The organism is Streptomyces sp. NPDC050535 (assembly GCF_044457665.1).
Lineage (GTDB): Bacteria > Actinomycetota > Actinomycetes > Streptomycetales > Streptomycetaceae > Streptomyces.
The window spans coordinates 954,806-979,741 of the sequence record NZ_JBITHE010000001.1; the positions used below are offsets into that span (position 1 = coordinate 954,806).

Below are 24,936 nucleotides of genomic sequence, written 5' to 3' on the forward strand. Positions count from 1 at the left end.
CGGGCCCTCCTCAACTGCCGTAGTAGTAGGACACTTCGCGCTCGGCCAGACCCGCGGCGATCACGTCGCCGAGCGCCTCATGGGCGAGAATGCTCGGGATCGTGGCGTCGATCTTCTGAGTGGGGCTCGCCTTGCGCAGGACGTACCGGTCCATCGGCCGGGCCGCCATGCGGGTGTGGGTGATGTGGTCGTAAGTGGTCTCGCAGCCGTCGTGCCGGAACGTCGCGTCCCGCTTGATCACGTCGGTCTTGAGCCGCTCGCAGGCCGCGTGCATCTGCACGATGCGGCGGGTGTGCCAACGGATGACGCGCTCCTCGCCGTACTCGTCCACCCAGTCGTCGATCTCGGTGTCCCAGTACGGCGGGTCCGCGTACAGCCGGACCACGTCGTACCGGCGCATCAACTGGTCCATCGCCGCGCGCACCTCAGCACGCGGAACCTGCCCGCCGTGATCGGCGGGGTTCCAGATAGTCGGCTCGTCGTTGCCCCCGTACTTCGGGGTGAACTGGTAGCCGTCCATCGTCTCGGCGCGAATCGCCGTCCAGTCGTCCGAGTCGGAGCCGTCGAACCCGAGGACGATCCGGGTCATCGGCCGTATCCGCTGAGGCTTCGCCTTCGCTGCCCACTTCGCGGGATCCAGCCAGCTCGCCGTACCGGCTACGCACCGGTTGCCGAAGAACCGCTCGGCCTGCGCCTCGTCCTTCTCCATGATCTCGACGGCCTCGGCCTCGATCGCGTCGAGGTCCACATGGGACGAGCCCGCGTACACGATGGTGTGGATCCTCCGGCGCTGCCGCTTGTCCTTGTACGACAGCGACTTCGGCGCCTGCGGGTGGTACCGGAAGATGTCCCGCACCTTGGCCTCGCTGGTCGTCTGCGCGACCGAACTATCCGACGGATCCCACCCGTTCGTCGTCTCCATCGAGCGGCCACCCATACCGGCCGCGCCGCGGCGCTGCGTCTCGGCGACCTTCCTCAGCTTGTTCGCCGCGGTGTACAGGCCGGTCTCGTCCTGCAACGCGAAGATGATCGGGTTGCCCAGCCGGGACAGAGCCGACGAGGTGACCACGTCGATCCGGCCGTCGTCGCCGACCCGCGTGAACTCCTCGCCGGTCTGCATCAGTTCGGCGAGCGGGCCCCGCTTCACCATCGACCGCAGCGGCCGGTACACGTTGTCGACCTGGTCCTCGGACGTCGCCGTCAGCTGGATCAGTGGCGTCGGCCACGGCACGCCCATCGGCTCGCCCGGCTCGTACCCGTACCACCAGCCGCAGCCGCAGCCGTGATCCGAACACCGGTACCGCTCGCCGCCCTTGGCCCAACTGTCAAAGACCACGGGCCCCGCAGCCTCGGCCAGGACGATCGTCGCCGACCACGGACCCTTGCCCGTCTTCTGCGGAGCGACGACCTGGCTACGGCGGTAGTGGAACGCCGGCGCCAGCTGCCCGACGCGAGCCGTCGGCTTCACGCGGTAGTGGTTGACCGTGCACCACAGCTGCCACGGGTACAGCTCCAGATCCTCGCCCACCCGGAAGCCGTCCGGGATCGGACAGTGCGCCTCGATCCAGTCCGGCACGATCCACAGGGTGGGGAAATCGACGACGAACTCGGCCCCGGTGTCAGGCCCCTTCGCCACTGGGCACGACCTTCAGCCGGTCGCGAGCCGACGGACGCCGAACGGCATCCGGCTGCACGACCTCCGTACCGGCGGGCTCCTCGATCGCCGGAGCGATCTTCCACCGGTTCCGGTTCATGCCCGCCACGCTGAGGCCCAGGCTGTCGAGGTACCCGCGCACCATCTTCTTCACGTCCACGCGGGCGTCCGCGCGCTCGGCCTCGGCCAGCGTCCGCACGAACAGCGCGACCTCCAGCTCCTGGCCCATGTCCTCCCACGCCACAGCCTGCGGCTTGGCCCACAGGTCATCCCACAGGTCCAGCTCACGGTCCACGGCCTCGGTCAGCGGCCACTCGGGCGATGCGCCCTCGCGCCCTTCCGCCGACAGCGTCCGCCAACCACCCTTGTCAGCAGCCTTCGTGCTGCGCAGCGACCTCGGGTCCGGCGGCGGACCGGAGACCGCGCGCGCTCCTCCACGGGGCATAGTCGATCACTCCTCATCGCTGCGTTGCGCAGCACAGAGAGACGTCACCTTGCGTGACATCTGGGACCCTCTGAACCCGGCGCACCCCTCGGTGCCCTCCCCCGCGTCGTGGACCCCCAGGCCAGCCGGGGTCACCCCCCTGGGTCCGGTCACTTTCGGTGACTCAGGTTCCCCAGGTTTCCGCCGCGGTTTTGCGGGAGTGGTGCGGCTTGCTCATGGCCTGCCAGTTGGTCGGGTCGTAACCGCGGGGGCCGAGCGGCCCGAGGCCGTCGATGTGGTCGACCTCGGTCGCCAGGTCGCGCTGAAGGGGCGGCAGCGCCGAGCACTCGGAGCACTCGCAGTACGGGTGATCACGCAGGTACATGGCGCTCGCGTCGCGCCATCTTCGGCCTCGGCCTGCGTCCTTGTGCCGTGGCCTGTCGGCTATGGCCTGGGCCTGGCAGTCAGCGCACCGCCCGCTGGCGGTGAGGGTCGGACATCCGGGGGTTGGGCAGACCTGCATGGCCTTGCGTGGCATGGCCACCTCGGTGGGTGAAGAGCAGACTGCACGTATGCGCACACACCAGGGCGGCGCCGCAGTCATCGTTGGGGAAGCCGACCACGAGGTCGAAGCGGACTTGTGGTCCCACACTGAGCACCTGCGCGTTCGAGCCATGGGGGACGTGAGCTCCATGAAGGGGCAAACCTCATGGGGCGGAACGCTCTACACGGACGACGAAGCGGCGGCTTGGGCCATCCTGAATGGCGGAGTTATGCAGCTGCGGGTATGGGGTGCCGGTGAGGGAGAGTTCCTCGCAAGCCACGGCACGGTGGGCGGCGGTTCCATAGAGATCACCGGCAATGGCGACCCGCCGTTCTGAGCGCGGCGCCTGACACGACGAAGGCCCCGCCCTCCCAGAGAGCGGGGCCCTTCCCCATCCCAACGCGGACGTCACTCGGGAGCGATCTCTCCGAGGCGGTCACTGACGGCAGTCATATGGCGGATGCCGATGTCCATCTCGGACGCCATCAGGTCGAAGTCGTCCTGGCTGTCGCTGACGGCGCCGTTGGTGCATGCCGTCGCGGACGCGGCGAAGTGTCCGAGGGCGAGCTTCCAGCTGTTGTTGGCAGTCTCGTCAGGGATGGGGTCTTCGAGTTCTGCGGTCTCGACGTGAGCGGCGAGATCAGCGCAGGCATCGCGGAGGCCGCCAAGATCCACAGGGTCGGACGCCTTGTCGACTGCGGAGAGGTCCTCGAGGAAGGTGTCGAGGGTTTCGCTGCCGCCGCTGTCGCGCCACTCGATGAGTTGGTCGACCACGTCAGGGGTGGGGCTGGCGGATTCGCTGTGGACGCTGGGTTTGGCCTTGACGTTGGCTTGGTCGCCGCAGCCCGCGAGGCAGAGCGCTAGGGCTGCGGTGAGCGTTGTGATGGTGACGATTCGGGCGTGCATGGTCCCCCCAAGGACGTGCTGTCGCTGAGGGGGCATCATGCGCCGCGCGAGGGGCGTGTGTACGCAGTGTGGCTGTCCTGTGACACGACGAAGCCCCGGGGCTCGGGGCCTCCGGGGCTTCGTGTGCGTCTGTGTCCGTTGTACCTGGGCACGCCGAACGTGGTCCCATTATTACACCTGGCGATCTTACGGGTCAAGCGGCGTTTGCCGTTAGCTGGGTATGGAGTTCGTGCAGGTCGATGAGGGTACGGCCTTGGCTGTCGTGGCCGTGGCGGGTGAGCTTCCCGCGGTGGAGCCAGACGCGGATGGTGCCGGGCTTGATGCCGGTAGCCGCATGGGCGGCGTATGCGTCGACGAGTAGCGGCTCTGTCATGCCTTCATGATGCGGCAGGGAGGGAGGCGGAGGGGCTGCGTGATGACCCGGCGGCCGTCGCGAAACGATTGGAGCTGTACGGATATGGCCGGTTCTGAGGATGACAGTGCAGGTACCGCGCAGCCACGATCGGTAATCGTCAGCTCCACAATAAACGTCACTTGGGGGCAACTCGTGAAGCATATTCGTGCACTTGCCGGTATCGGCCTTGGCGCCTCTGCTGCGCTGTTCATTGCGGCACCACAGGCTCAGGCCGCGTCGTACAACGGATGTATCTACCCGCGCGTGTGTTTTTACCAGACGCTCGCCGATTGGAACGCAGCGGCACCCAACGCCGCGTACCAGGACGTCACGACGGCCTACCAGAATCTCGGATCGAGCAGTCGTGGCGCTGACCACGTCTGGAATACCCGCAACGATGACCGCGCGATGATCCGGTATCTGTACCAGGGCGGGACCTACTACACGTGCCTCGCGCCGAACAGTGGGCGCACGTTCCCGTCGAGCATGACTGTGACTGGCATCAGGATCGATACTGCGAGCACATGCTAGTAGTAGAAGCACCGCAGGCAGTGAGGCCTCACCCGTTCCGGTTTCGGGTGGGGCCTCGCGCTTCCTCGGCCGCCGCAGGAAACACGGCGGCGCTGCCGCAGACGCCATCAGGACACCTCCGCGGGCTGAAGCGTCTTGAGCATCAGGAAGTCCCGCGCCTCGTACGCGTACGTGCACCATGGGCAGACGATCGACCTCTCGCCTGGGTGATGCCGCAGGACGGCGCCGCACACCGTGCCGGATGCGTCGACGGCGACGCACTGCCCGATGCGCCGGCCCCGGTCCGGGAGCGCGCCGACGATCGACAGGGCGGCCCGCTCCATCTCCCTTATCTCCGAGGCCAGATCGCCCGCCGCCGGGTACGAGGCGGCGATCCACTCCAACTGCATGCTGAGGCCGCGCGACGCCGCGAGCACGCGCCGCTCGATACCGCCCTCGACGGCAGGATCACCCCAGCCGCGGGCCCGCTGGACGTCGGACCGCCACGACTCCAGGACGAGGGCGATGCCGCCGTACCGGAGATCGAGGACCGTTTCGTCGACGGGCAGCGCTGCGTCGACCAGCTTGAAGACGACTCGCTCGGCGCCGCCACGGACGGGCGGGGCGAGGAACCCACCGAGCGCCGCGTACAACTTCGGTGCTCGGTCGAGGCGTTCGGCTAGGGCGCGGGTGTCGCCGGGGCAGAGGTAGCCGTTCTCCAGGCTGCGATGACACACCCCACACTCCGCGCTCACACCCGGCTCCACGAGGCGAAGCTTCTCAGCGGGCGACTCTTCGTCGGCCATCGGTACCTCCGGCTGAGCAGGCACGTTCTACATGTCCACTACAAGTGTAGTGGTTATCATTCCAACCTTCAGGCACACGACGAAGCCCCTCCTCCATTCTGGAAAAGGGGCTCATCTCACGTACGAGGATTAGGCGGGGCCGGGGGTGGAAGGTTCGTGTTCGATGCCCAGGACGTCTTTAACGGCTTGCACGTACGCCAACCGCGATCTGATCAAGCGGGCAGCGTTCGCATCCGCCCGGCGGGAGTACTCCGCCAAGGCTGCGAATTCAAGCGCGCAAATGGCCACCGAGTTCGGGCCTTCGATGACCACCCTCGTACGGGATACGCGCAATGCCGGGATCAACTCGTCGTTGCTCGGGTCGCGCGCCACGTCCTCCACGGCTGCCAGGAATTCGCTGTACGCAGTGCGTCGTCGGTCTTCGACGCGGGCTCGGCGCTGCTCGTCAAGGGATGCCTGAACTGTGTGCAGCAGCGCGTCGGCCTGCCGGTCTCCCGCATGCTTCGCGGCCTCCGCCTGTCGGAGCCCCGCGCTCCTGGCGAACCAGCCGCCGACAGCGGCACCCGCCACTGCGGAGCCAGCAGCGACAAGGGCGATAGTCAGTTCACTCACGGCCGCATTCTGCCCGCCCGGTCACCGCGGTCGCAGGCATCTCGGAGATCAGCCTCGGGGGCCGGCCGACGACAACGCCCCTCCCTCTACTGGAGGGAGGAGCGCGTCGAAGGAGTACTGAGGCAGCCTTACTGCGTCACCGTCAACCCGGCGTCGTACCCGATCTGCCGGATCGCCTCTGAGGCGGCCTCCACAGCATCCTCATGCGAGTCGGCCGGGAAATCGATGTGGAAGATCACCGGGTGACCAGCGCTGTACTCCGGAGTGATGTACCCGTCGCCGAACTCCTGCGTGTGGTCCATGCGGGACAACTCATCCGCTGTGAGGTCCCGTTCCCCCGTGAGATCAAACGTCCAGATCATGTGCAGTCTCCTCGGGTGTCCACGCCGACCGACCACGGTACCGGTCAGACAGCCTCGGAGAGCTGGGCCTGAAGCTCTTCACCTGTTCGTGGCAGCCTGTAGAACTTGCCGCCCATCTCGGCCTCCAGGCGGGCCTGTTCGGCATCGCACGCCCTACGGAACTCCCAGTAGCGACGTACGCCCTCGGAGATCTTCGCGCGCGACTCGGGGGTGTGGGGGCGGTAGTGACCGGCTTTCCGATCGCGGCGTCGCGCCGACTCGGCGGGAGTCGGCGTGACGCCATCGAGGACGTTCAGAAGCTCGGAGCCGTACGTCCCCCGAGCCCAACGAGTCCAGTGCGTCTCGGCCTTGATGCGGTCTGCCCATACGACGGTCTGGAGGAGTACGGCCTTGGGTCGACGCTCCAGGCTGCGGAGCCAGTTGTTGAGCCCGGGATTGCCGCGGTCCGCGTCGTTGCGGTGTGCGTGGTGGACCGCCGCGCGCTTCTGAATGTCCAGGCTGGTCGAGCCGATGTACCGCGGCGTCTCGAAGGCGTCGACGAGCGCGTATATGCGGGCCAACTTGACGGTCATGCCGCCTCCTCAGAGTTCGCAATACGGAGCAGCACATCGCCATGGCAAGGGCTGCCGACAGGGCACCAGCACATCAGCGGCCGGGATCCGAGTTCCTTCTGTACGACGTCCGTGGTGTACGGCAGGCGTCCCTCAACCAGGTCAGCCTCGAACAGTCCCACGGCCCGCTGGGCGCCGTGCTCTGCGACGGTGTGCGGATTGCCCCATCGGTGCGGCCGTACGACAGAGACGGCCCCCTGGGGCTTGCGCCACCCTCGGGTGCGCTTCTGCTGGATTCTTTCCGCGCTCATGCCGCTTCCTTCCGGTGCGCGTCGCGCAGGGCTCGTGCCCAGCGGCTCCGGTGCTGGCCGGCCCAGCCGCCCTCGGCCGTCCACGACTGGTTGGTGATGATCGAGGTGCAGTCGTCGCCGGGCTGGGCGTCGCAGTAGGAGCAGGGGGTCTTGAGACCCAGCTCGTACGCTCGTCGGCTCTCGGGTTCGTTGCAGGTCATCACGCTGCCTCCCACATGTCGTTGATGGCGAGATCGGCCAGCTCGATCAGCACGTCGACATGGCAGGGCTGGTCCATAGGGCACCGGCAGGCGAGGGACCATCGTTCCTCCACGAGCTCGGCCGCCATGTCGATCAGGTCGGGGTGCTCGGTGAGGTGGGCGCGGTAGAGGTCCAGGGACTCGTCCCGGGTGTGGAGGTGCAGGCCGTCGTCGCACGGGGCGCAGGTGACGCAGGGGTCGAACTTGCAGTGCAGCCGTGCCTTGCAGAAGTCCGTGTCGTTCTTCGCGACCTTGTGAGGGTTCCGCAGGAGGTGGCCCTTCTGGGCGGCGAATGCCCGGCCGACCCATACGGCGTTGTTCTTGTCCAGGAAGTCGGCCATCCGCTCCTTGTGGAACAGTCCGACGGTCCCGGCGGTGGACACGCGGCGGCTGGTCACGCTGCCTCCTTGGCGATGGCGCTGATTCGCATCTCCGTCAACCCGGCGATACGGCCCGGGTCTTCGTCGATCTCGGCCTGAGTGAGGACGATGACGTCGGCGAGCGAGGCGTCGGTGGCGAAGTACCGTACGCCGCCCGGCTCGGGATGGTTGGGCGTCTTGTCGGCCCCCTGGAGCTTGGAGAAGGTGACGACGAGGCCGTAGTCGGTGGTCCGCGTGTGGACCTTGCGTCCATGTCGCCGAGCCTGGTTGAAGACGACGGCCCTGAAGGACTCGGTGGGGGTCATGTAGTCGGTCCCGCGCCTGAGGTGCCACATGCTGCCGTCCATCCACGATCCCCAGTCATAAAGGCGTGAGGTATCACGGCGGAGGAGGGTGGCATCGGCAGCGGATATTCGCTCTGCCATGTCTCTTATCTTATCCGCCCTATCGCCAAGAAACAATCCAAGAGAGGCCCTTTCTCGCCTTTTGAATTTGGCCAACTCGCTCCGTCAATTTCAAGAAAAGGCGAAAAATCGGCAATCCCCGTCTTATGAATTCCTTTTCTCCAGGGCGCCCGACCGGCCGACCTCGCTGCCGTCGTGCGTTCGCATGGTGAGCATGACCGGCTCGGACTTGGCGACCGGCTCAGGTTTGGGCATCGCCTCGGTGTACCGCTCCGGCAGCGTCTCGAACACCGGGTCCACGGTGGCCTCTTCGCAGGCACGCCAGCGGTTCCGGCAGTCACGATCCGGGCCGGCGGACGCTGGACCTCCGGAGCTCTCCGAGGGGCCGAAGTCGGTGGATGCCTCACGGGGATTTCGTGCGGTTCATCGATCCGTACGCACCCCTCGACCCGGCGGGGCTCTTCCGGCTCCCGAGATGGGGCTGAGGTGACTGAGATGGCGAATCCCTGTCTCAGGTAGTCATCCCCCCAGGCCGGAGGGCCTGCGGGCGCGTCCGCCTGAGATAACTGAGATAGATGCGGCCCTACACCCCTACGCAGGGGAAAGAGGTTTTTACGGCAGAGGGAAGGTAAAGTTCCTTTTTTCCTCACGGGGCATCTAGCTCGACTTCTATCTCAGTTATCTCAGCTTGATCATGGTTGCAAGGCTCTGAACTGCACAAACGCCAGCCTGAGATAGCACCTGAGATAGCGTCCGACCATCGTCTATCTCAGGCCATCTCAGGCGTCCGAAGCCTCCGTCCAGGGCTGTCCCAGGAGCGATACCACGGGTAATCGCAGGTCAGAGCGTTGTCTGAGATAGAGCGTCGTCCCGTCGCTATCTCAGACGCTCCCTGAGATAGCTCCCGGCCTATCTCAGGTACGACGAAGGCCGCCCCTCGCTATCTCAGGGACGGCCTTGTCGTACGGGTCCAACGGTCAAATCAGCGACTCCTGAACACCCTGAGCCGGGATCGGCACCGGGTTGTCGGGCATCCGCTCGGGCCACCACCACGTCTTGCTGGCCGCCTTGTCATGGCGACCACGCAGAACGAACCCACTCATCGGCGTGCTCTTCCGGCGCCCGAGCCACCTGCCAAGACCCACCGCGCTGTACGGCTTGTCATTGGCGCGCGCCGGGAACGAGCCCTGCCACGGGTCTGTCCCCATGGTGTTGAACGATCCGCAAGTGTCCGTGATGGTCGCGCGGTACCGGACGATCAGGTCCGATGCGGTGATCGGCTCGACCCCGATCAGCTCCATCCACTTCTGGAGGAACAGGGAGTCCTGCTGCTGCTCCTCGTCGGCCTCGGCCAGCAGGTGCTCGTTGGCGAGGAAGCCGTCGATGCCGTGGTGCTTCAGGATCCCGCCCACATTGCCCGCCCAGGGGGTGAAGACGCGCATCGTCTTGGTGATCTTCGGCATCCCGGCCGCCGCCCAGTCCCGGATGAGGATCAGCAGGGACCGTACGAGGGTCGCGCGGTTCTGCGGCTGGAGCAGCCACTGCTCCAGGTCGCCCAGCTCGAACTCGTTGGTCGGCCGGAGGTCGGGGCGCTCCATCTTGGCGTCCAGCTCCACCAGGAAGCTCCTGGTGGACAGGTCCCGGCTCGGCTTGATGTTGTTGCCGGTACCCAGCCACAGCTTGTCGTTCGGCAGCGCGATCGAGATGTTCGCGCCGAGGACACGGTCCTTCCAGATGTCCTCGGTGAGCATGGAGTCGAGGGTCGCCGCGTCGATAGTCGATCCACGCTTCAGGTTGTCGAAGTTGACGACGGGGGAGGCCTGGTCCATGAGGATCGTGGTCAGCTGCTTGCGCTGCTCGGCCTCGTCATGCAGCGGGAACGTCCAGGATCCGCCGCCGTGCGCAGCGATGGCGATCTTCGCGAGCAGGGTCTTGCCGGACCCCGGTGCGTGCGCGTTGATGAAGCAGAAGGGTACCGGGCACTTGATGATGAACCTGATCATCGGCGTCAGCAGCATACCGACGGCGTTGGCCCGGTCCGCCGTGGTGACGAACGGGAAGTCCCGTAGTGCCTGGTCGAGGATCAGTGCTCGGGCCTCGGCGACATCCTCGGCGGAAGGATTCTCCGGCACGGGGATATAGCCCTCGGGCAGTCCGAGCCACATGCCCGACGCCTCGTCATAGCCTGCCACCTGGCAGATCGTTCCGTCCTCCCGGACGAACGGGGCGTCCACGAGCGCGTTCAGGAGGGGCAGCCCCTGCCAGTCGGACTCGGTCAGGACGGCCTCGCAGAGAGACGGCGCGGGGAGCGGGCTGGAGACACCTTTCTCGGTGAGCTTCATCGTCCGGGTGTGCAGGGCGACCAGGCGCCGCATGGTGCTCGCGGTTATGTCCTTGGCCTGGTAGGTGGAGGTGTTGAACTTCTTGTTCGTGGCGCGCACACCGCTGACCGGCTGAACGTGGACGAGTTTGCCGTCTCGTACGTACGTCTCGGGGAAGATTCGCTTCTGTATCAGCCCCACGAGGTTGATGTACCCGTCCAGTTCTTCGGTCAGGTCCAGCATGGGCTTGCCGTCGGTGCCCGAGACGGACTTCTTGCCGCTCATGGCGGTGGAGCTGTACAGGGAGTCGAAGTCACCCTTGGAAAGCCCGGTGGTGGCCTTGAGGAAGTCGCGCTCGACCTGCCGCTCCTCCTCGGTGCTCTTGAGGCGGGCGAAGTGCTTGACCCGGGTGCGGGCCTCGTTCTTGCGGGAGGCGGGGTCCTCGATCCCCTTCATGCGTTCGGTGAACGCCTCCCGGCTCTCGAACACCTGTTCCACCGTCTCCGGCGTGGGTGCTCCCTGCTCCGGGACCGTCACCGGGGCAGCTCCCCTCTCCGGCGTGGGTTCCGCCTGCGGCGCCGTCCGGGGACGGATGAGGTTGGTCAGCCCGGCGGCGTCGCTCTTCTTGAAGGAGGGCGCCCAGGCGCGGGGTTTGCTCAGGTTGTGGTTGCGGGCGTTGCGGGTGGTGCGCCGGGCCTCGGTCTCGGGCAGGCCGCATCCGATTCCGGCCTGGACGAAGATGTCCTCGACCTCGTCCGGGCTGATCTGTCCGGCGCCCGCGTACTGGAACGCCATCCCGGCGTTCTGGAGGAGCAGGTTGTTGCGTCCGCCTTCGCCCCGGTTGGCGGCTACCTCGTCGGCGAGTTCGATGACGCGGGCCTTGACCTCGTCGTACTCGGCGGTGTCGGAGCGGGGGAAGGAGAGGCGGGCGGAGGGCTTGGCGCTCTCCCTCTTCTCCCGCTGAACGATCTCCTCGGCCACCCAGGAGGGCAGGACCGGGACCGGGAGGTCGCCGTCGGTCTCCCAGGTGTACTGGCCGGTGACGACGCCCCTCTTGCTGTCGTAGACGAGGGAGGGGGCGGCGACCATGAGTCCGCCGACGGCTTTGATGTCGACCCAGTCGGCGAGTCCGTGGGCGCGGCCCTTGGCGTCGGTGTAGCCAGTGGAGGAGCGCAGCTCGTGTCCGTCGGGCAGGCCGAACACCCAGTGCCCGCCGCCGGATGCGGTCACGGCGCGCGGCCCGGTGGGGAAGTCGCCGCGCCGCTCTTCGAGGGCGGCCATGGACCGGTCGCCGAACTTGCCGTCGTGGTGCTTGATGTCGATGTCGACGCAGGCGATGCCGCTGCGCCCGCAGTTGATGCCGATGTTGGCGTGCGGGTTCTCGGTCCACCAGTGGTGGATGACGGCGGGGTCCTGGGTCGCGGACCACAGGCCGTGGCAGCGGGCGTATCCCTCGGGGTGCAGCGTGCACTGCTCGCTGCCCTGTGCGTGGGCGTCGGTGTCGTAGTGGTCGCCGGAGGGCTTGCACCGTGAACAGTTCCCGAAGAACTCCTTGGTGCCCTGCCGCATCTGGAAGACGTGCCAGCCGCGTTCGGCGTAGGCGAGTGCCCAGTCGAGCATGCGGGTACCGGTGTAGGGACCGTTGAGGAAGGTACCGGCGCCGTCCATCCATCCGCGTGCGCCGGGGACGCCGGACCGTACGAGAGGGATGCCGGCGGGGACCAGCAAGGTTGACGTCGAGGTTGACTGATCTACCCCGATGTCATTGGCGTCCGTTACGCTGCTGATTGACAACACAGCGCCTCTCTCTGAGGCGACAGCCCCGGGGCCCGCTCAAGGTGATCCGGTGGCAGTCGCGTTTTGGTGGCGTGAAGCCCTCTGCGTGTCGTCGGTGCTGAAGACACCGGCGCCTACGCAGGGGGCACTTTTTTATGCCGAGGTCGGGCGTACAGGTATTCGTCCGGGGCGCATGTCAGTTGCCCTCCAGGACGCGTACGAGCGAGGCGTTCACGACGACCACGCGGCGGCCGTACGAGAGTGTCCTGACGGGCGCGTCACCCCGGCGTATCGCCTCGTACAGCCCGGACCGTGAGCATCCGAGTGCGTCGGCGGCGCGCTCCACGGTGACGACGGCAGGCCACTCGCGGATCTCGGCGAGGGTCGGGGCAGGCTTCACGCGGCGCTTTGCCACAGGGCGTCTTCGAAGCGCTGAAGCTCGACCTCGCTGTACAGCATGCGGCGACCGATCTTCACAGCCTTGGGCCCGTAGCCGACGTGACGCCAGTACCGCACGGTGCCCGGCACAGTCCGGTATCGGGCAGCAACGTCGTCTGTGGTCAACCAGCGCCGGGCGGCTGTAGGTACGAGTTGAGTAGCCACCTGCATTCTCCTATCTTGGTAGTGCAGTATTACGTAAATGGGAGCCTGAGCTCCGTTGAAAGAATGATCCAGGCGTTGGCTTGTGTTGTCAAGCTTGGGAGTGCACACTACTGTCATGGGAGAAAACGAGGTTGGTGGAACCTCCCGCCCTAGGCGTGCGAACGAACTAGGGCCAACGGGGAACCGCCTCATGGAGAACCTGAAGGCGCTGCGCGAAAGCATGCAGCTCACCACGGAGCAACTCGCCGACCAGGTGACCCGCCTCGGTCGCCCCATGCGGGCCAACACCATCACGAAGATCGAAAAAGGTCAGCGGCGCGTCGATGTCGATGACTTGATGGCGCTGGCCGTGGCCCTTGATACGTCACCGGGCAGGTTGCTGATGCCGCCGACGCTGGTCGGGGATGTCGAGCTGACGAGCGGCAAGACCGTCTCGGCGCTCGACGCGTGGATGTGGGCGGCTTTCAGGCGTCCACTCGACGTGCCTGAGGGGGACGACGGTACGGCCCTTGTCGAGCACCAGGTGCGGTCGCTGCCGGTGGGGCTTCGGAGGTTCGGCGAGCCAGGGAAGCCCGGCGTTCAGACCTCGGAGGGTTTCGTGCCGATGCCTGACGAGTGACGGCGCCATGGTGCCGAACCCACCAGACGGAAGAGGAAGGGGGAGTTCGATGGCTGAGATCAAGAAGATCACCTTACGGAACGGCAAGACCCGGTACCGCGCAGTGGTCGACGCTGGCACCGACGAGAACGGCAAGCGAGTCCAGATCACCCTCACCAAGGACACCAAGGCGGAGGTGAAAGCCGAGCAGAGCCGCATCCAGCACGAGCGCTCCGCAGGGACCCTGATCCTCCCCAACAAGATCACGCTGGCGGAGTGGCTGGACCAGTGGCTGGAGTACAAGAAGCGCGACATCGAAGAGTCGACGATCCACACGTACCGCCTCGCCATGGTTCACGTCCGTGATCGCATTGGACACATCCGCCTCCAGGAACTCACCGAGGACCACATCCACGACTTCGTGGACGAACTGGTGGCGGCGGGCCGCCGCAGCGGCGGCGAACCCGGAGGACGCCTGGCCGTCTCGACGGTCGAGAGCATCCTGCACAAGCTCCGCAGCGCCCTGCGCCGGGCGATGGTCCGCAAACTCGTCAGCGTCAACGTGGCCTCCGACGTACGACCGTCCCTAGCCGACAAGAAGGCCGACCGGCGCGACCGTCCGAAGGTCAAGCCGTGGAGTGTGAACGAGGTCCAGACGTTCATCCGCGGTATCGAGGGCGACCGCCTGCACGCCGCTCTCCTGCTCAGCCTCATGGGCTTCCGACCGGCAGAAGTGATGGGCCTGCGCTGGCAGTACCTGGACCTGAAGCTGGCCACGCTGGAGATCACCTCGACGCGCACGATGGTCGGCAACAACTACGTCATCGAGAAGGACGCCAAGACGGATGCCGGTGAGCGCGTGCTGCCCTTGCCCGCCCCCGTACTGGGCGCGCTGAAGAAGTTCCGGGCGCTCCAGGCCCGCGAGAAGCTGGCGGCAGGCGAGGGCTACACCGACTCCGGGTACGTCGTCGTCGACGAGCTGGGGGTCGTCAGGAACACAAGGCATCTGCGCGAGCACGCCTACCGGTTGATGCGCGATCTGGAGATGCGGCAGGTCCGGCTGTACGACGCACGGCACTCGTGCCTGAGCTACCTCGCCAACAACGGGGTGCCCGATCACATCCTCGCCGCGTGGGCCGGTCACACCAACGCGGGCTTCACCAAACGGAAGTACGTGCACGTGGACGTCGAGGACATGAGGGACGCGGCGACCGCGTGGGGCGACTTCCATGGGGGTGATCGCATCATCCCTGTGTGAGATTACGTGAGAGATGATCTCTCCGTAGAGCACCCGAATGGCCCTGACCTAGAGGTATCTGAGGCGACGTAGAACCATGGTTCGATTCTGCGCGGTTCCCGGGCGGTCCGCCCGGTGTGCGCGGCAGGCTTCGCAGGCCTACCGTGGCTCGCATGGGCGATGCGGTGGAACTGGAAGCAGCCGGGAGGACCGTACGTCTGTCCAGCCCGGGCAAGATCTTCTTCCCGGAGCGCGGGTTCACGAAGCTGGATCTCGCCCAGTACTACATCGCCGTCGGCGACGGTATTCTCCGCGCGCTGCGCGACCGCCCCACCACCCTGGAGCGGTATCCCGACGGCGTGACCGGGGAATCCTTTTTCCAGAAGCGGGCGCCCAAGAACATGCCCGACTGGATCCCGACCGCCCACATCACCTTCCCCAGCGGCCGCAGCGCCGACGAGATGTGCCCCACCGAGCCCGCCGCGGTGCTGTGGGCGGCCCAGTTCGGCACGCTCACATTCCACCCGTGGCCGGTACGCCGTGACGACGTCGACCATCCCGACGAACTCCGCATCGACCTCGACCCGCAGCCCGGCACCGACTACGCCGACGCCGTCCGCGCCGCCCACGAACTGCGCGCCGTCCTAGCCGAGTTCGGCGGCCTGCGCGGCTGGCCCAAGACCTCCGGCGGCCGGGGCCTGCACGTCTTCGTGCCGATCGAGCCGCGCTGGACGTTCACCCAGGTCCGCCGGGCGGCCATCGCGGCCGGACGCGAACTGGAACGCCGGATGCCCGACCACGTGACCACCAAGTGGTGGAAGGAGGAACGCGGGGAGAAGATCTTCGTCGACTACAACCAGACCGCCCGCGACCGCACGATCGCCTCCGCCTACTCCGTACGACCCCGTCCGCACGCCCCGGTCTCCGCGCCGCTGCGCTGGGAGGAGGTCGACGACGCCGTGCCCCGTGACTTCGATCTCGCGACCATGCCGGCGCGCTTCGCCGAACTCGGCGACGTGCACGCCGACATGGACGACCACGCCTTCTCCCTGGAAGCCCTGCTGGAACTCGCCGACCGTGACGAGCACGACCACGGCCTGGGCGACCTGCCGTACCCGCCCGAGTACCCGAAGATGCCGGGGGAGCCCAAGCGGGTTCAGCCGAGCCGGGCCAAGGACGAGGAGAGCTAGCCGCGCAGGCGGGAAGGCTCCGGGGGTACGCGCATGGAGGAGGGCCTCGCGGCCGCGCACATGGCGGGAGGCCCCGGGGGCGCCTCGGCGACGTCCCCGGAGCCTCCTGGCTGCCGACGCGGGCTACAGCTCCTTGATCCGGATGTCCCGGTACGAGACCACATCCGTCGTGCTGTGCACCTGAAGTCCGACGTAACCGGAGGCGAACCGCCGCCCGTCCGTGCCCGGGTCGTCCGAGCGCGGCGGAGTGAAGTCCTGACCGCCGTTATTGTCGAACTCGTTGATCAGCACGCCGTTCCGGTAGACCGAGTAGTGCTGGTCCACCACGCGGATCTCGTAGTCGTTCCAGGTGCCCTTCTGGGTGACGCCAGCACCGGCGAGGCCCACCCGGTCGAAGCCGTAGACCGAGCCGGTCTTGTACATGTCGCCGGCAGGGCTGTCGAACACCTGCACCTCGTGCCCGTACTTGATGGCGGCCCACTCGGGGCGCGACTCCTCCGGGTGGTCGTGGATCCACGGGAACCGCACGAACACACCGGAGTTGGCGTTCCCGGTGCCCGGCGCGTCGTCACGCCACTGGAGCTTCAGCGAGAAGTCGCCGTACTTGCGCTCCGGGAACCACAGCATGCCGAGGCCCTGGACGGTGGTGCCACTGGTGATCGACCCGTCGGCGTTCAGACCGAACGAACCGCCGCCCACCTGCGACCACTTGGCGAACGACTCGGGTGAGCCGTCGAAGATCGTGCTGTATCCCTCGGTCTGGCCCGGCTTGCCGATGCCGGACTGCCTGGCCGCCCTGGTGACGGTGTCGAACTCGCGCTGGTCGATCACACCTTCCTCGAAGAGGCTGTCCAGGACGGTCTTCACGTGCTTGAGGAAGAGGGCGTGGGAGGTCCAGTCCTTCTCGTCCTCGATCAACTCGTTTATCCGGCAACGGGTGTTGGTCACCCGGTTCGGTACACCCGAGTCGACCGTGCCGACGATCACCGTCAACCGCTCGTCGTACTCGGGGCAGTTGGGTGCCGGCACTCCACCGCCCGACGCGACCGTGAAGCTCACGGTCCGCGCCGCGGACGTGTTGCCCGCCTTGTCGCGGGCCCGGTACGCCACGGTGTGCGCACCGACGCGGTCCACCAACACCGGTGCGGTGTAGGCGAGATATGGCCCGGCGTCGAGCGAGTACTCGATCGACGCGACTCCCGAACCGCCCTCGTCGGTGGCGTTCACCGTCACCTTGGCGTTCTTGACGTACGCGCCGTTCGAGTTCTTCGTCCCCTCGACGGTCACCCCGGTCACCGGCGGTGTCGTGTCGGAGGCGGGCGGAGCGACCACCGTGAACGCGACGGTCTTCTCGGCGGCGGCGTTGCCGGCCTTGTCGGTCGCGCGGTAGCGCACCTGGTGGGTGCCGAGGGCGTGCACCATCACGGGCGCGGTGTACGGCTGCCAGGCACCCGAATTCACCGCGTACTCGATGGTGTTGACGCCGGAACCGGTGTCGGAGGCGGACACGGTGACAGTCGCCATGTCGATGTAGTTCCCATCGGCGTCGCGCTCACCGCTCACCGTCGCGGAGGTCTCCGGCGTTGTCGTGTCGTCCGTCGGCGGTGCCACCACGGTGAACGCGGCGTTCTTCTCGGCGGCCGTGTTGCCCGCCTTGTCGACCGCCCGATAGCGGACCTTGTGATCACCCACCTGGTCGACGACGACAGGAGTGGTGTACGGCTGCCAGGCGCCCGCGTCGCCGATCGCGTACTCGATCCGCTCGACGCCGGACTCCCCGTCGGTCGCGCTGACGGTGACCGTCGCCGAACCGACGTACGCGCCCTGCGAGTTCTGCGAACCGGTCACGGCGGCCGAGGTCTCGGGAGCCGTCGTGTCCTCGCCGGTGCCCTCGGTCACCACCAGGATGCCCTGCATGGCTCCGTGGCCGGGAATCGTGCAGTGGTAGAAGTACCGGCCCGGTGTGAGGGTGACCTCGGCGGTGTGCCGGCCGCCCTGGTCGTCGAACGGGTTGGCCAGGATGTTGAGTTGGACGTCGTTGTTGAACTCGGGGTCGGAGGTCACGAACGTCAGGGTGTGCGGCATCCCGGTCGTGTTGCCGGTCGCCTCACTGTTCTCGAAGACGATCGTGGTCGGTCCCGCCACGGCCGTCGTCGGCGCGGAGACGTACTTGGTGATGTCGTCGCCCGCCGTCCAGGTGAGCGTCTGGGCGGCCGCGGCAGCCGGGGGAGCGTCGTCCGTACGGCCGAACGCGGCCGTCGACGTCAGCCCGAGCACCATCAGCAGGGACGCCAGCAGGGCCGTCCACAGCCGTTCTGTTCTTCGCCTCGGTACCCGCATCACTCCGCCTTCCTGGCAAGCCGGTCGGCGGCCGGGGTCGGTCCGCCGCCCGTGTAGGTCACCTTCCACAGCGCGGACTTGGCGTCCGAGGTGAAGAAGCCGCGGCCGTAGTCGAGGACGTACAGCGCGCCGTCCGGGCCGAACTTCCAGTCCATGAGGTTCTTGATGCCGTCGTTGCCGATGGGCACGATCTTCTTCAGGGACTCCGAGTGGACCGGTAGGCCGCCGTCCCCGGCGGTCTTCGGGTCGGTGATCACCGCGTTGCGTGGCTGGTCGGCGTCGTAGAAGTCACCGACGAACCACTTGCCGTCCCAGTAGGCGGGCCAGTTCGCCCCGCCCGTGACCGACGCGTCGTACCGGTAGACCGGCCCGTTCATCGCCGCCTGGCCACCGCCCTTGAGCCAGGGCAGCAGGTACGTGGCCTCCTCCTGCTTGTACGACGGGATGCCGTTCGCGTCGCGCGGGTAGTCCGGGGCGCCGCCCTGGGGCGAGTACCAGATGTTGTTGCCGGTGACCGGCGGGAGGTTGACGAGCCCGTCGTTGTTGGGGGACTCGTTCTTCGGGTGGTCGCAGTCGTACCAGCCCAGCGGCTTCGTCGGGTCCGGCAGGTTGCGGTCGCGGTAGGGCTGCTTGTTGCCCATGCAGTACGGCCAGCCCCGGTTGCCCGCCTTGGTGATGGCGGCGAAGGTGTCGTACTTGGCCGGGCCCCAGGTCGTCGAGGGCGCGCCCGCGTCGGGGCCGACCCATCCGGCGTACAGGGTGTCGGTGTTCTTGTCGACGGAGATACGCGCGGGGTTCCTGACGCCCATCACGTAGATCTCGCCGCGGGTCTTCCCGCCGCCCTCGTCGGGCTCCCTGCCCGTGAAGAGGTTGCCCGCCGGCAGCGTGTACGTGCCGTCGGCCTCCGGGTGGATGCGCAGGATCTTGCCGTTGAGGTTGTTGGTGTTGCCGGCGGTGCGGCGCGCGTCCGCGAACGAGACGCCCTTGTAGTTGGGCTGGGGGTTGTTGCCCGAGTAGCCGTCGCTGAAGCCGCTGGAGTTGTTGTCGCCGGTGGCGATGTAGAGGTTGCCCTTGGAGTCCCAGGCCATTCCGCCACCCGCGTGGCAGCAACTGTGGATCTGAACCGGCCAGTTGAGGAGCACCTTCTCGCTGCTCAGGTCCAGCTTGTTCGTGGCCTGGTCGAGCGTGAAGCGGGAGACGCGGCGCTCGGCCATCCGGGTGTCGCGGTTGATCCGCGAATGCGGGGTGTAGTGGAGGTACACCCAGCCGTTCTGGGCGAAGGCCGGGTCCAACTCGATGCCGAGCAGGCCCTCTTCGACCTTGACCAGCTCGTCGCCGCCGCCCTTGTTGCCGAACACGGTGAGCGCGCCGGCCAGGGTGACCTTCTTGGTCCTTGGGTCGTAGACGTGGATCTCGCCCGTGCCCTTGCCGATGTCCGGGTTGTTCCAGTCGGTGATCACGGGCTGCGAGGAGTCCGCGCCACCGCGGCCGATGTAGAGCACCCGTCCGTCGGGCGCGGTCACCAGGCCGTGCGGCTCGCCGATCTGGTCGTTCTTGCCCGGCTGATTGGCCTGAGTCAGGCGCTCCGCCTTGTAGTTGGCGTTGATCGCGGCCTTGCAGTCCGCCTGCGTGAGCCGGGTCGTCCAGAGCAGCGCGCCGCGCAGGTGCGCACGGAAGTCGGTCTCGTCGTACGAGGAGACCGTGCCGCCCATGCCGGTGTAGAAGGAGCGTCCGCCGTCGTAGTCACGGCACCAGCTCACCGGGTGGTCCGCGCCGTTCCGGCTCGCGCCCGGCTGGTACGTCGACTCACGCACCCGCGCAACGGTGTGGACGTCGCCCGACGGGTTCTTCACCCAGTTGAGCCACTGGTCGGGGCGCTTCCACTGGACGGGCAGGTCCTTGGTGGCGGGGTGCTGCCGGTCGCCCACCTCAACGGTCGCCCGCTGTACGGCTGTCGGGCTGGTGCTCGCCGGGCGGGCGCCGACGAGACCGGTGAACCAGTCCGAGTAGGGCTCGGCGCGGGCCGCGTCATGGATGCCGACGAATCCGCCGCCCGCCTCCATGTAGGCCTCGAGGCCGGCCTCCTGCTCCGGGTCCAGGACATCCCCGCCACCGGTCAGGAAGACGATGGCGTTGAAGCGGCCCAGCTTCGTCTCGTTGGTGAAGACCGCCGCGTCGTCCGTCGCCTCGACCTTGAACCGCTGGGCGGCCGGGCCCGACAGGCCGATCTTCTCGATCGCCTCGATTCCGGCGTTGACGACCGGTGACTCGTCCCCGGCCGCGGCGGATCCGTGGAAGAGCAGCACCCGTACGTTGGCGCCGCCCGGTGGTGACGTGATGGACATCGTTGTCAGCGCCGGATCCGGAGCCGGACGCGCACTCGCGGATGGTGCCGAGAGCGCTCCGGCGGTGACAGCTCCGGCAGCCAGGGCGGCAGCCCAGGCGCGGCGGTGCCTCCCACGTCTCCTCGCGCTCAACTCTCGTAAGGCTGATGGCTCTTGGTGCGATGCGAGCCGCATGTGGTCATCCACTCCTCGTCGGTCACAGCAACGGCGCCACGGAAGCTAGACCTCTTTTCGCGGCTAGCCAAGAGGTATGACCGTGCTGGCACGAACTTTGTCCTGAGTGTGGATAAACGAGGGAGACGCGACTACCGTCTCACGGGTTCGTCTCAGTAAATTCCGTACCAGGGTGGGGAGTTCGCCATGGACAGACGCGGGTTCAACCGGCGGATCCTGCTGGGCGGGGCGGCGGTGGCCGCCGGAGCGACATCGTTGTCGTCGGCCACACAGGCGGCGAGTGTCGATGCCCCGGCGCGGACCGCGCCGGCCGGCGGCGCGGTCCGGCACCTCAAGCTCTACGCCGAGAAGTTCGCCGACGGGCAGATGGGCTACGGCTTCGAGAAGGGCAAGGCCTCGATTCCCGGGCCGCTCATCGAACTCAACGAGGGCGACACGCTGCACATCGAGTTAGAGAACACCATGGACGTGGCGGCGAGCCTGCACGTCCACGGGCTCGACTACGAGATCTCCAGCGACGGAACGAAGCTGAACAGGAGCGACGTCGAGCCGGGCGGGACCCGCACCTACACCTGGCGCACCCACGCGCCGGGTCGCCGGGCGGACGGCACCTGGCGCGCGGGCAGTGCCGGCTACTGGCACTACCACGACCACGTCGTCGGCACCGAGCACGGCACGGGCGGCATCCGCAAGGGGCTCTACGGCCCGGTGATCGTCCGTCGCAAGGGCGACGTCCTCCCCGACAAGACCGTGACGATCGTGTTCAACGACATGACGATCAACAACAGGGCCGCCCACGAGAGCTTCAACTTCGAGGCCACGGTGGGTGATCGCGTCGAGATCGCGATGATCACGCACGGCGAGTACTACCACACGTTCCACATGCACGGTCACCGCTGGGCCGACAACCGGACGGGTTCGCTGACCGGCCCCGACGACCCGAGCCAGGTCATCGACAACAAGATCGTCGGGCCCGCCGACTCGTTCGGTTTCCAGGTGATCGCGGGGGAGGGCGTCGGCGCCGGGGCGTGGATGTACCACTGCCACGTCCAGAGCCACTCCGACATGGGGATGGTCGGCCTGTTCCTGGTGAAGAAGACGGACGGGACGATTCCCGGGTACGAGCCGCATGGTCCGCATGAGACGGACGAGACGCTTGAGCTGGATGATTCGCCTGAGACGCATAAGCACTAGGTCACGCTGATGTCCAGGACGCCCCACTCCAGGAACGGTTCCTCCTGCACGTAGATTCGGGGACCTCGGCAGACCACGCGCCGACGGCCGAGTTCGCCGCGGTCGGCGCGGACCAGGCGTCCGTCCCCGACCGGCCGCACGGCTTCTTGGGGCATCCGGCAGTCGACGGTCCGGTCGTGGTCCCCGTACGGGGAGAAGAACACCACGCGGTCGGCGTGCACGGCGAAACCGTCGGCACCCTCGACCGGATTCTCCCGTTACGCGCACGACGCGGTCGTCGCGGATCTCCAGCAGGGATAAGTCCTGGTAGGGGCAGGCCCATACGGCTCGGGTGTCGACGTTCAGGGCGTAGCAGTCGGAGATCGGGCCGTGCCCGGGGCCCCACCGGTACTCCCTGAGTGGAACACCCGTGCTGCTCCAGCGCCGCAGACCTGGCCGGCTCAACTCCTCGTCGCCGTGTCTGTTGCAAGCGTCCGCGAGGACGAATCCCCCGTCGGACAGCGCGCCGAGCGTGGGATGCCGCAGCCGCACTCCGCTGAGATGCGTCTCTTACGGGCGGCCGTCCTCGATCGTGAGGACCCTGGCGTCGCGGAGTTCGTCGAGGTATTAGGCGGGCGTCACGTCGGTGAGCAGCCAGTGGGCGCGTCCGTGGGCGTCGACCGTGCTGTGCGCGATGTGCAGCTTCCGGTACGCGCGCGGGAGACGGGCGAGCGTGGACGCGAGGGCGGTCAGGCCGCACGGGCCTTTCTCGTCGTCCTACAGTGATCGTCAACGCGCCCGCCCTCCCGGCGCAACCGGATTTCAGGACCCGAGAGCGCTCTCTCGTGCGGGCGGCGGCGCCGCTATCCTGATCCGCAACCGTCCAGGAGGTGCCCAGAGGTGACCGACACAGCGTCGCGCCCCACGCTGGAGGCCGTGGCCGCGCTGGCCGGGGTCTCCCGTGCCACCGTGTCGCGCGTCGTGAACGGCGGGGACGGGGTACGCGAACCACTCGTCGAGCGGGTCAGGCGGGCCGTCGAGGAGCTGGGTTACGTCCCCAACCAGGCGGCGCGCAGTCTCGTCACCCGGCGTCACGACGCGGTGGCCGTCGTCGTCGCCGAGCCGGAGGCCAGGGTCTTCGCCGACCCCTTCTTCGCCCTCCAACTCCGCGGCATCAGCAAGGAGTTGACGGCGCACGACTCACAGCTCGTACTGCTGCTCACCGAGGGCCGTGACGACCATGTCCGGGTCGGCCGCTACCTCGCGGGCGGTCATGTCGACGGCGCGCTCGTCTTCTCACTGCACCTCGACGACCCGCTGCCCGGTCTGATCCACGGCGCGGGCGTGCCCACCGTCTTCGGCGGCCGCCCCGGCTGGGGCGACGGCCCCCGCAGCGCGGTGTCCGCCGTGTACGTCGACTCCGACAACCGGGGCGGCGCCCGCGAGGCCGTACGTCACCTCGTCGGCCTGGGGCGCAGGCGCATCGCGCACATCACCGGCGCCCTGGACCAGACGTCCGCGGTCGACCGGCTCGACGGGTTCCGGGACGTCATGGTCGACGGGGATCCCAGTCTCATCGCCGAGGGTGACTTCACGCCCGCGGGCGGCGAGCGCGCGATGCGGGAGCTCCTGGAGCGGCATCCCGACATCGACGCGGTGTTCGTCGCGAACGACCTGGCGGCCTCCGGCGTCCTGCGCGTGCTGCGCGAACTGGGGCGGCGGGTGCCCGAGGACATCGCCGTGATCGGCTTCGACGACATGCTGCCCGTCGCCGAGCAGACCGACCCGCCGCTGACGACGGTCCGTCAGGACATAGAGGAGATGGGCCGGTTGATGGCACGACTGCTGCTGCGCGGCCTCGACCGTCGGGGCGGCGAAGAGGGCCTGAGAGGCGCGCCGTCCAGTGTGGTGCTGCCGACGACCCTGGTGCGGCGGGTCTCGGCGTAGGCGTGCGGCGCGGCACCGATGCTCGGGGTGGTCATTTCGAACGTCGGTTTGGGGACAGAGGCGTCCGGCCGCACCCGGTGTAGTCCCTCCGGTGTGCACCTCCAACATGTGGGGCTTCTCGTCGCGGCAACGACAGCGATTGTCGGTGGGCGGTGCGAGACTCGGCGGTGCAGGCAACGGGACCCCTCAAAGGAGGGCATCATGCTCACCACCCGTTTTGTCACGGGCGCTCCGAACTGGCTCGATCTCGGCACATCCGACATCGAGGGCGCCACCTCCTTCTACGGAGGCCTCTTCGGCTGGCAGTTCCAGTCCGCGGGGCCCGACGCCGGCGGCTACGGCTTCTTCCAGCTCGCCGGAAAGACCGCCGCGGGCGGTATGCAGACCACCCCGGACCAGGGCCTGCCGTCCTGGACCGTGTATTTCCAGACTCCGGACGCGGATGCCACGGCCAAGGCCGTCGAGCAGGCCAAGGGCTCCGTGCTGATGCAGCCCATGGACGTGATGAGCGAGGGCCGTATGGCCATCATCGCCGACGAGGCGGGGGTGCCGTTCGGTATCTGGCAGCCGGGCGGGATCAAGGGAATCGACGTGGCCGGCGAACCCGGCTCGCTGTGCTGGGTCGAGCTCTACACGGCGGACATCCCCGCGGCTGCCGCTTTCTACCACTCGGTGTTCCGCTGGGAGACCTCGGCCATGGAGTTCCCGGGCGGCACCTACATCTGTGTCAATCCGGAGGGTGCCGCGGAGGCGGACATCTTCGGCGGCGTCGTCGCGCTGGCCGACGACCCGGTCGAGGCCGAGTCCGGGGCGTACTGGCTGCCGTACTTCGAGGTCGACGACACCGACGCCACGGTCGGCAAGGCCCAGGAGCTGGGCGGCACGCTCCGCATGGCCGCCACGGACGTGCCGGGCGTGGGCCGCGTCGCGAGGCTCGCCGACCCGTACGGGGCACGCTTCGCGGTGATCAAGAGCGTGTCGCCGCAGGGCTGACGGCTGTCCCCACGGCATGGGTGGTCTCGGGGGGGGGGGGCCCCCCCCCCCCCCCCCCCCCGCCCCCCCCCGCCCCGCGGGGGGGGGGGCGGCCGGGGCCCGCAGACCGGGGGGGGGGGGGCCGCACCGGCCCCCCGGGGCC

28 protein-coding genes are annotated in these 24,936 nt (G+C 67.7%); 8 read left to right on the top strand and 20 right to left on the bottom strand.

What is annotated here, in order from left to right; genetic code table 11:
* Positions 1-10 precede the first annotated feature (10 nt).
* The 3 genes from ACIBLC_RS04105 to ACIBLC_RS04115 form a co-directional block, all read right to left on the bottom strand.
* On the bottom strand, positions 11-1,636 hold the full coding sequence (locus tag ACIBLC_RS04105; protein ID WP_399209062.1) for a hypothetical protein: 1,626 nt from the start codon (positions 1,634-1,636) through the stop codon (positions 11-13).
* Positions 1,620-2,099, bottom strand: coding sequence for a hypothetical protein (locus ACIBLC_RS04110; protein ID WP_399209063.1), 480 nt, complete (start codon positions 2,097-2,099; stop codon positions 1,620-1,622). Before ACIBLC_RS04110 ends, ACIBLC_RS04105 begins: the two co-directional genes overlap by 17 nt.
* 163 nt (positions 2,100-2,262) lie before the next feature.
* A complete protein-coding gene (locus ACIBLC_RS04115; protein ID WP_399209064.1) occupies positions 2,263-2,463 on the bottom strand; it encodes an HNH endonuclease signature motif containing protein in 201 nt (66 codons plus the stop codon).
* Between the two features lie 187 nt (positions 2,464-2,650).
* Between ACIBLC_RS04115 and ACIBLC_RS04120 the strand changes: the two genes are divergently transcribed.
* Positions 2,651-2,959 carry a hypothetical protein gene (locus ACIBLC_RS04120; protein ID WP_399209065.1) on the top strand — a complete coding sequence of 103 codons (309 nt, stop codon included), beginning with the start codon at positions 2,651-2,653 and terminating at the stop codon, positions 2,957-2,959.
* A gap of 71 nt (positions 2,960-3,030) precedes the next feature.
* On the opposite strand, the gene ACIBLC_RS04125 is transcribed toward ACIBLC_RS04120, so the two are convergent.
* Entirely contained in the window at positions 3,031-3,528 is a 498-nt protein-coding gene (locus ACIBLC_RS04125) for a hypothetical protein (protein WP_399209066.1), read from the bottom strand.
* Between the two features lie 193 nt (positions 3,529-3,721).
* Positions 3,722-3,901, bottom strand: a complete 180-nt coding sequence (locus ACIBLC_RS04130) for a hypothetical protein (protein ID WP_399209067.1) — start codon at positions 3,899-3,901, stop codon at positions 3,722-3,724.
* Between the two features lie 174 nt (positions 3,902-4,075).
* Here ACIBLC_RS04130 and ACIBLC_RS04135 point away from each other — a divergent pair, with 174 nt between their 5' ends.
* Positions 4,076-4,453, top strand: a complete 378-nt coding sequence (locus tag ACIBLC_RS04135) for a hypothetical protein (RefSeq protein WP_399209068.1) — start codon at positions 4,076-4,078, stop codon at positions 4,451-4,453.
* 107 nt (positions 4,454-4,560) lie between these two features.
* On the opposite strand, the gene ACIBLC_RS04140 is transcribed toward ACIBLC_RS04135, so the two are convergent.
* The 12 genes from ACIBLC_RS04140 to ACIBLC_RS04195 all read right to left on the bottom strand — a co-directional run bounded on the left by ACIBLC_RS04140 (position 4,561) and on the right by ACIBLC_RS04195 (position 13,088).
* Positions 4,561-5,238, bottom strand: coding sequence for a hypothetical protein (locus ACIBLC_RS04140; protein ID WP_399209069.1), 678 nt, complete (start codon positions 5,236-5,238; stop codon positions 4,561-4,563).
* Positions 5,239-5,367: 129 nt separating this feature from the next.
* Complete coding sequence (locus tag ACIBLC_RS04145) at positions 5,368-5,850, bottom strand: hypothetical protein (protein ID WP_399209070.1); 483 nt, start codon at positions 5,848-5,850, stop codon at positions 5,368-5,370.
* Between the two features lie 128 nt (positions 5,851-5,978).
* Positions 5,979-6,212: a hypothetical protein gene (locus ACIBLC_RS04150; RefSeq protein ID WP_399209071.1), complete on the bottom strand. Its 234-nt coding sequence runs from the start codon at positions 6,210-6,212 to the stop codon at positions 5,979-5,981.
* Positions 6,213-6,256: 44 nt separating this feature from the next.
* Positions 6,257-6,784: a hypothetical protein gene (locus ACIBLC_RS04155; RefSeq protein ID WP_399209072.1), complete on the bottom strand. Its 528-nt coding sequence runs from the start codon at positions 6,782-6,784 to the stop codon at positions 6,257-6,259.
* On the bottom strand, positions 6,781-7,074 hold the full coding sequence (locus tag ACIBLC_RS04160) for a DUF4326 domain-containing protein (protein WP_399209073.1): 294 nt from the start codon (positions 7,072-7,074) through the stop codon (positions 6,781-6,783). Before ACIBLC_RS04160 ends, ACIBLC_RS04155 begins: the two co-directional genes overlap by 4 nt.
* Positions 7,071-7,274 (bottom strand): hypothetical protein, encoded by a 204-nt coding sequence (locus tag ACIBLC_RS04165; RefSeq protein ID WP_399209074.1) that lies wholly within the window; start codon positions 7,272-7,274, stop codon positions 7,071-7,073. The genes ACIBLC_RS04160 and ACIBLC_RS04165 overlap by 4 nt, the downstream gene beginning before the upstream one ends.
* The gene (locus tag ACIBLC_RS04170) at positions 7,274-7,711 is read right to left on the bottom strand and encodes a DUF4326 domain-containing protein (protein ID WP_399209075.1); all 438 of its coding nucleotides are present in this window, start codon (positions 7,709-7,711) and stop codon (positions 7,274-7,276) included. The genes ACIBLC_RS04165 and ACIBLC_RS04170 overlap by 1 nt, the downstream gene beginning before the upstream one ends.
* Entirely contained in the window at positions 7,708-8,040 is a 333-nt protein-coding gene (locus ACIBLC_RS04175) for a hypothetical protein (RefSeq protein WP_399209076.1), read from the bottom strand. Before ACIBLC_RS04175 ends, ACIBLC_RS04170 begins: the two co-directional genes overlap by 4 nt.
* A gap of 201 nt (positions 8,041-8,241) precedes the next feature.
* On the bottom strand, positions 8,242-8,397 hold the full coding sequence (locus ACIBLC_RS04180) for a hypothetical protein (protein WP_399209077.1): 156 nt from the start codon (positions 8,395-8,397) through the stop codon (positions 8,242-8,244).
* 677 nt (positions 8,398-9,074) lie between these two features.
* Complete coding sequence (locus ACIBLC_RS04185) at positions 9,075-12,086, bottom strand: bifunctional DNA primase/polymerase (protein WP_399209078.1); 3,012 nt, start codon at positions 12,084-12,086, stop codon at positions 9,075-9,077.
* Between the two features lie 304 nt (positions 12,087-12,390).
* Positions 12,391-12,594, bottom strand: a complete 204-nt coding sequence (locus ACIBLC_RS04190) for a DNA-binding protein (protein ID WP_399209079.1) — start codon at positions 12,592-12,594, stop codon at positions 12,391-12,393.
* Positions 12,591-13,088, bottom strand: a complete 498-nt coding sequence (locus tag ACIBLC_RS04195; protein ID WP_399209080.1) for a helix-turn-helix domain-containing protein — start codon at positions 13,086-13,088, stop codon at positions 12,591-12,593. Before ACIBLC_RS04195 ends, ACIBLC_RS04190 begins: the two co-directional genes overlap by 4 nt.
* On the opposite strand from ACIBLC_RS04195, the gene ACIBLC_RS04200 reads away from it, so the two are divergent.
* From ACIBLC_RS04200 to ligD, 3 genes are all read left to right on the top strand, one after another.
* On the top strand, positions 12,988-13,416 hold the full coding sequence (locus ACIBLC_RS04200; RefSeq protein WP_399209081.1) for a helix-turn-helix domain-containing protein: 429 nt from the start codon (positions 12,988-12,990) through the stop codon (positions 13,414-13,416). The two genes, ACIBLC_RS04195 and ACIBLC_RS04200, sit on opposite strands and share 101 nt — an antisense overlap.
* Positions 13,417-13,465: 49 nt before the next feature.
* The gene (gene xerC / locus ACIBLC_RS04205; RefSeq protein ID WP_399209082.1) at positions 13,466-14,653 is read left to right on the top strand and encodes a tyrosine recombinase XerC; all 1,188 of its coding nucleotides are present in this window, start codon (positions 13,466-13,468) and stop codon (positions 14,651-14,653) included.
* Positions 14,654-14,805: 152 nt separating this feature from the next.
* Entirely contained in the window at positions 14,806-15,822 is a 1,017-nt protein-coding gene (ligD, locus tag ACIBLC_RS04210; RefSeq protein WP_399209083.1) for a non-homologous end-joining DNA ligase, read from the top strand.
* A 123-nt stretch (positions 15,823-15,945) separates the two neighbouring features.
* On the opposite strand, the gene ACIBLC_RS04215 is transcribed toward ligD, so the two are convergent.
* Positions 15,946-18,162, bottom strand: a complete 2,217-nt coding sequence (locus ACIBLC_RS04215; RefSeq protein ID WP_399209084.1) for an OmpL47-type beta-barrel domain-containing protein — start codon at positions 18,160-18,162, stop codon at positions 15,946-15,948.
* A complete protein-coding gene (locus ACIBLC_RS04220; protein WP_399209086.1) occupies positions 18,162-20,681 on the bottom strand; it encodes a ThuA domain-containing protein in 2,520 nt (839 codons plus the stop codon). The genes ACIBLC_RS04215 and ACIBLC_RS04220 overlap by 1 nt, the downstream gene beginning before the upstream one ends.
* Positions 20,682-20,867: 186 nt before the next feature.
* On the opposite strand from ACIBLC_RS04220, the gene ACIBLC_RS04225 reads away from it, so the two are divergent.
* Positions 20,868-21,875 (top strand): multicopper oxidase domain-containing protein, encoded by a 1,008-nt coding sequence (locus ACIBLC_RS04225; protein WP_399209087.1) that lies wholly within the window; start codon positions 20,868-20,870, stop codon positions 21,873-21,875.
* Here the strand turns inward: ACIBLC_RS04225 and ACIBLC_RS04230 are convergent.
* On the bottom strand, positions 21,872-22,096 hold the full coding sequence (locus ACIBLC_RS04230) for a hypothetical protein (RefSeq protein ID WP_399209088.1): 225 nt from the start codon (positions 22,094-22,096) through the stop codon (positions 21,872-21,874). The two genes, ACIBLC_RS04225 and ACIBLC_RS04230, sit on opposite strands and share 4 nt — an antisense overlap.
* A 658-nt stretch (positions 22,097-22,754) precedes the next feature.
* On the opposite strand from ACIBLC_RS04230, the gene ACIBLC_RS04235 reads away from it, so the two are divergent.
* Entirely contained in the window at positions 22,755-23,801 is a 1,047-nt protein-coding gene (locus tag ACIBLC_RS04235; protein ID WP_399209089.1) for a LacI family DNA-binding transcriptional regulator, read from the top strand.
* A gap of 201 nt (positions 23,802-24,002) precedes the next feature.
* Entirely contained in the window at positions 24,003-24,794 is a 792-nt protein-coding gene (locus ACIBLC_RS04240; protein WP_399209090.1) for a VOC family protein, read from the top strand.
* Positions 24,795-24,936: the final 142 nt, after the last annotated feature.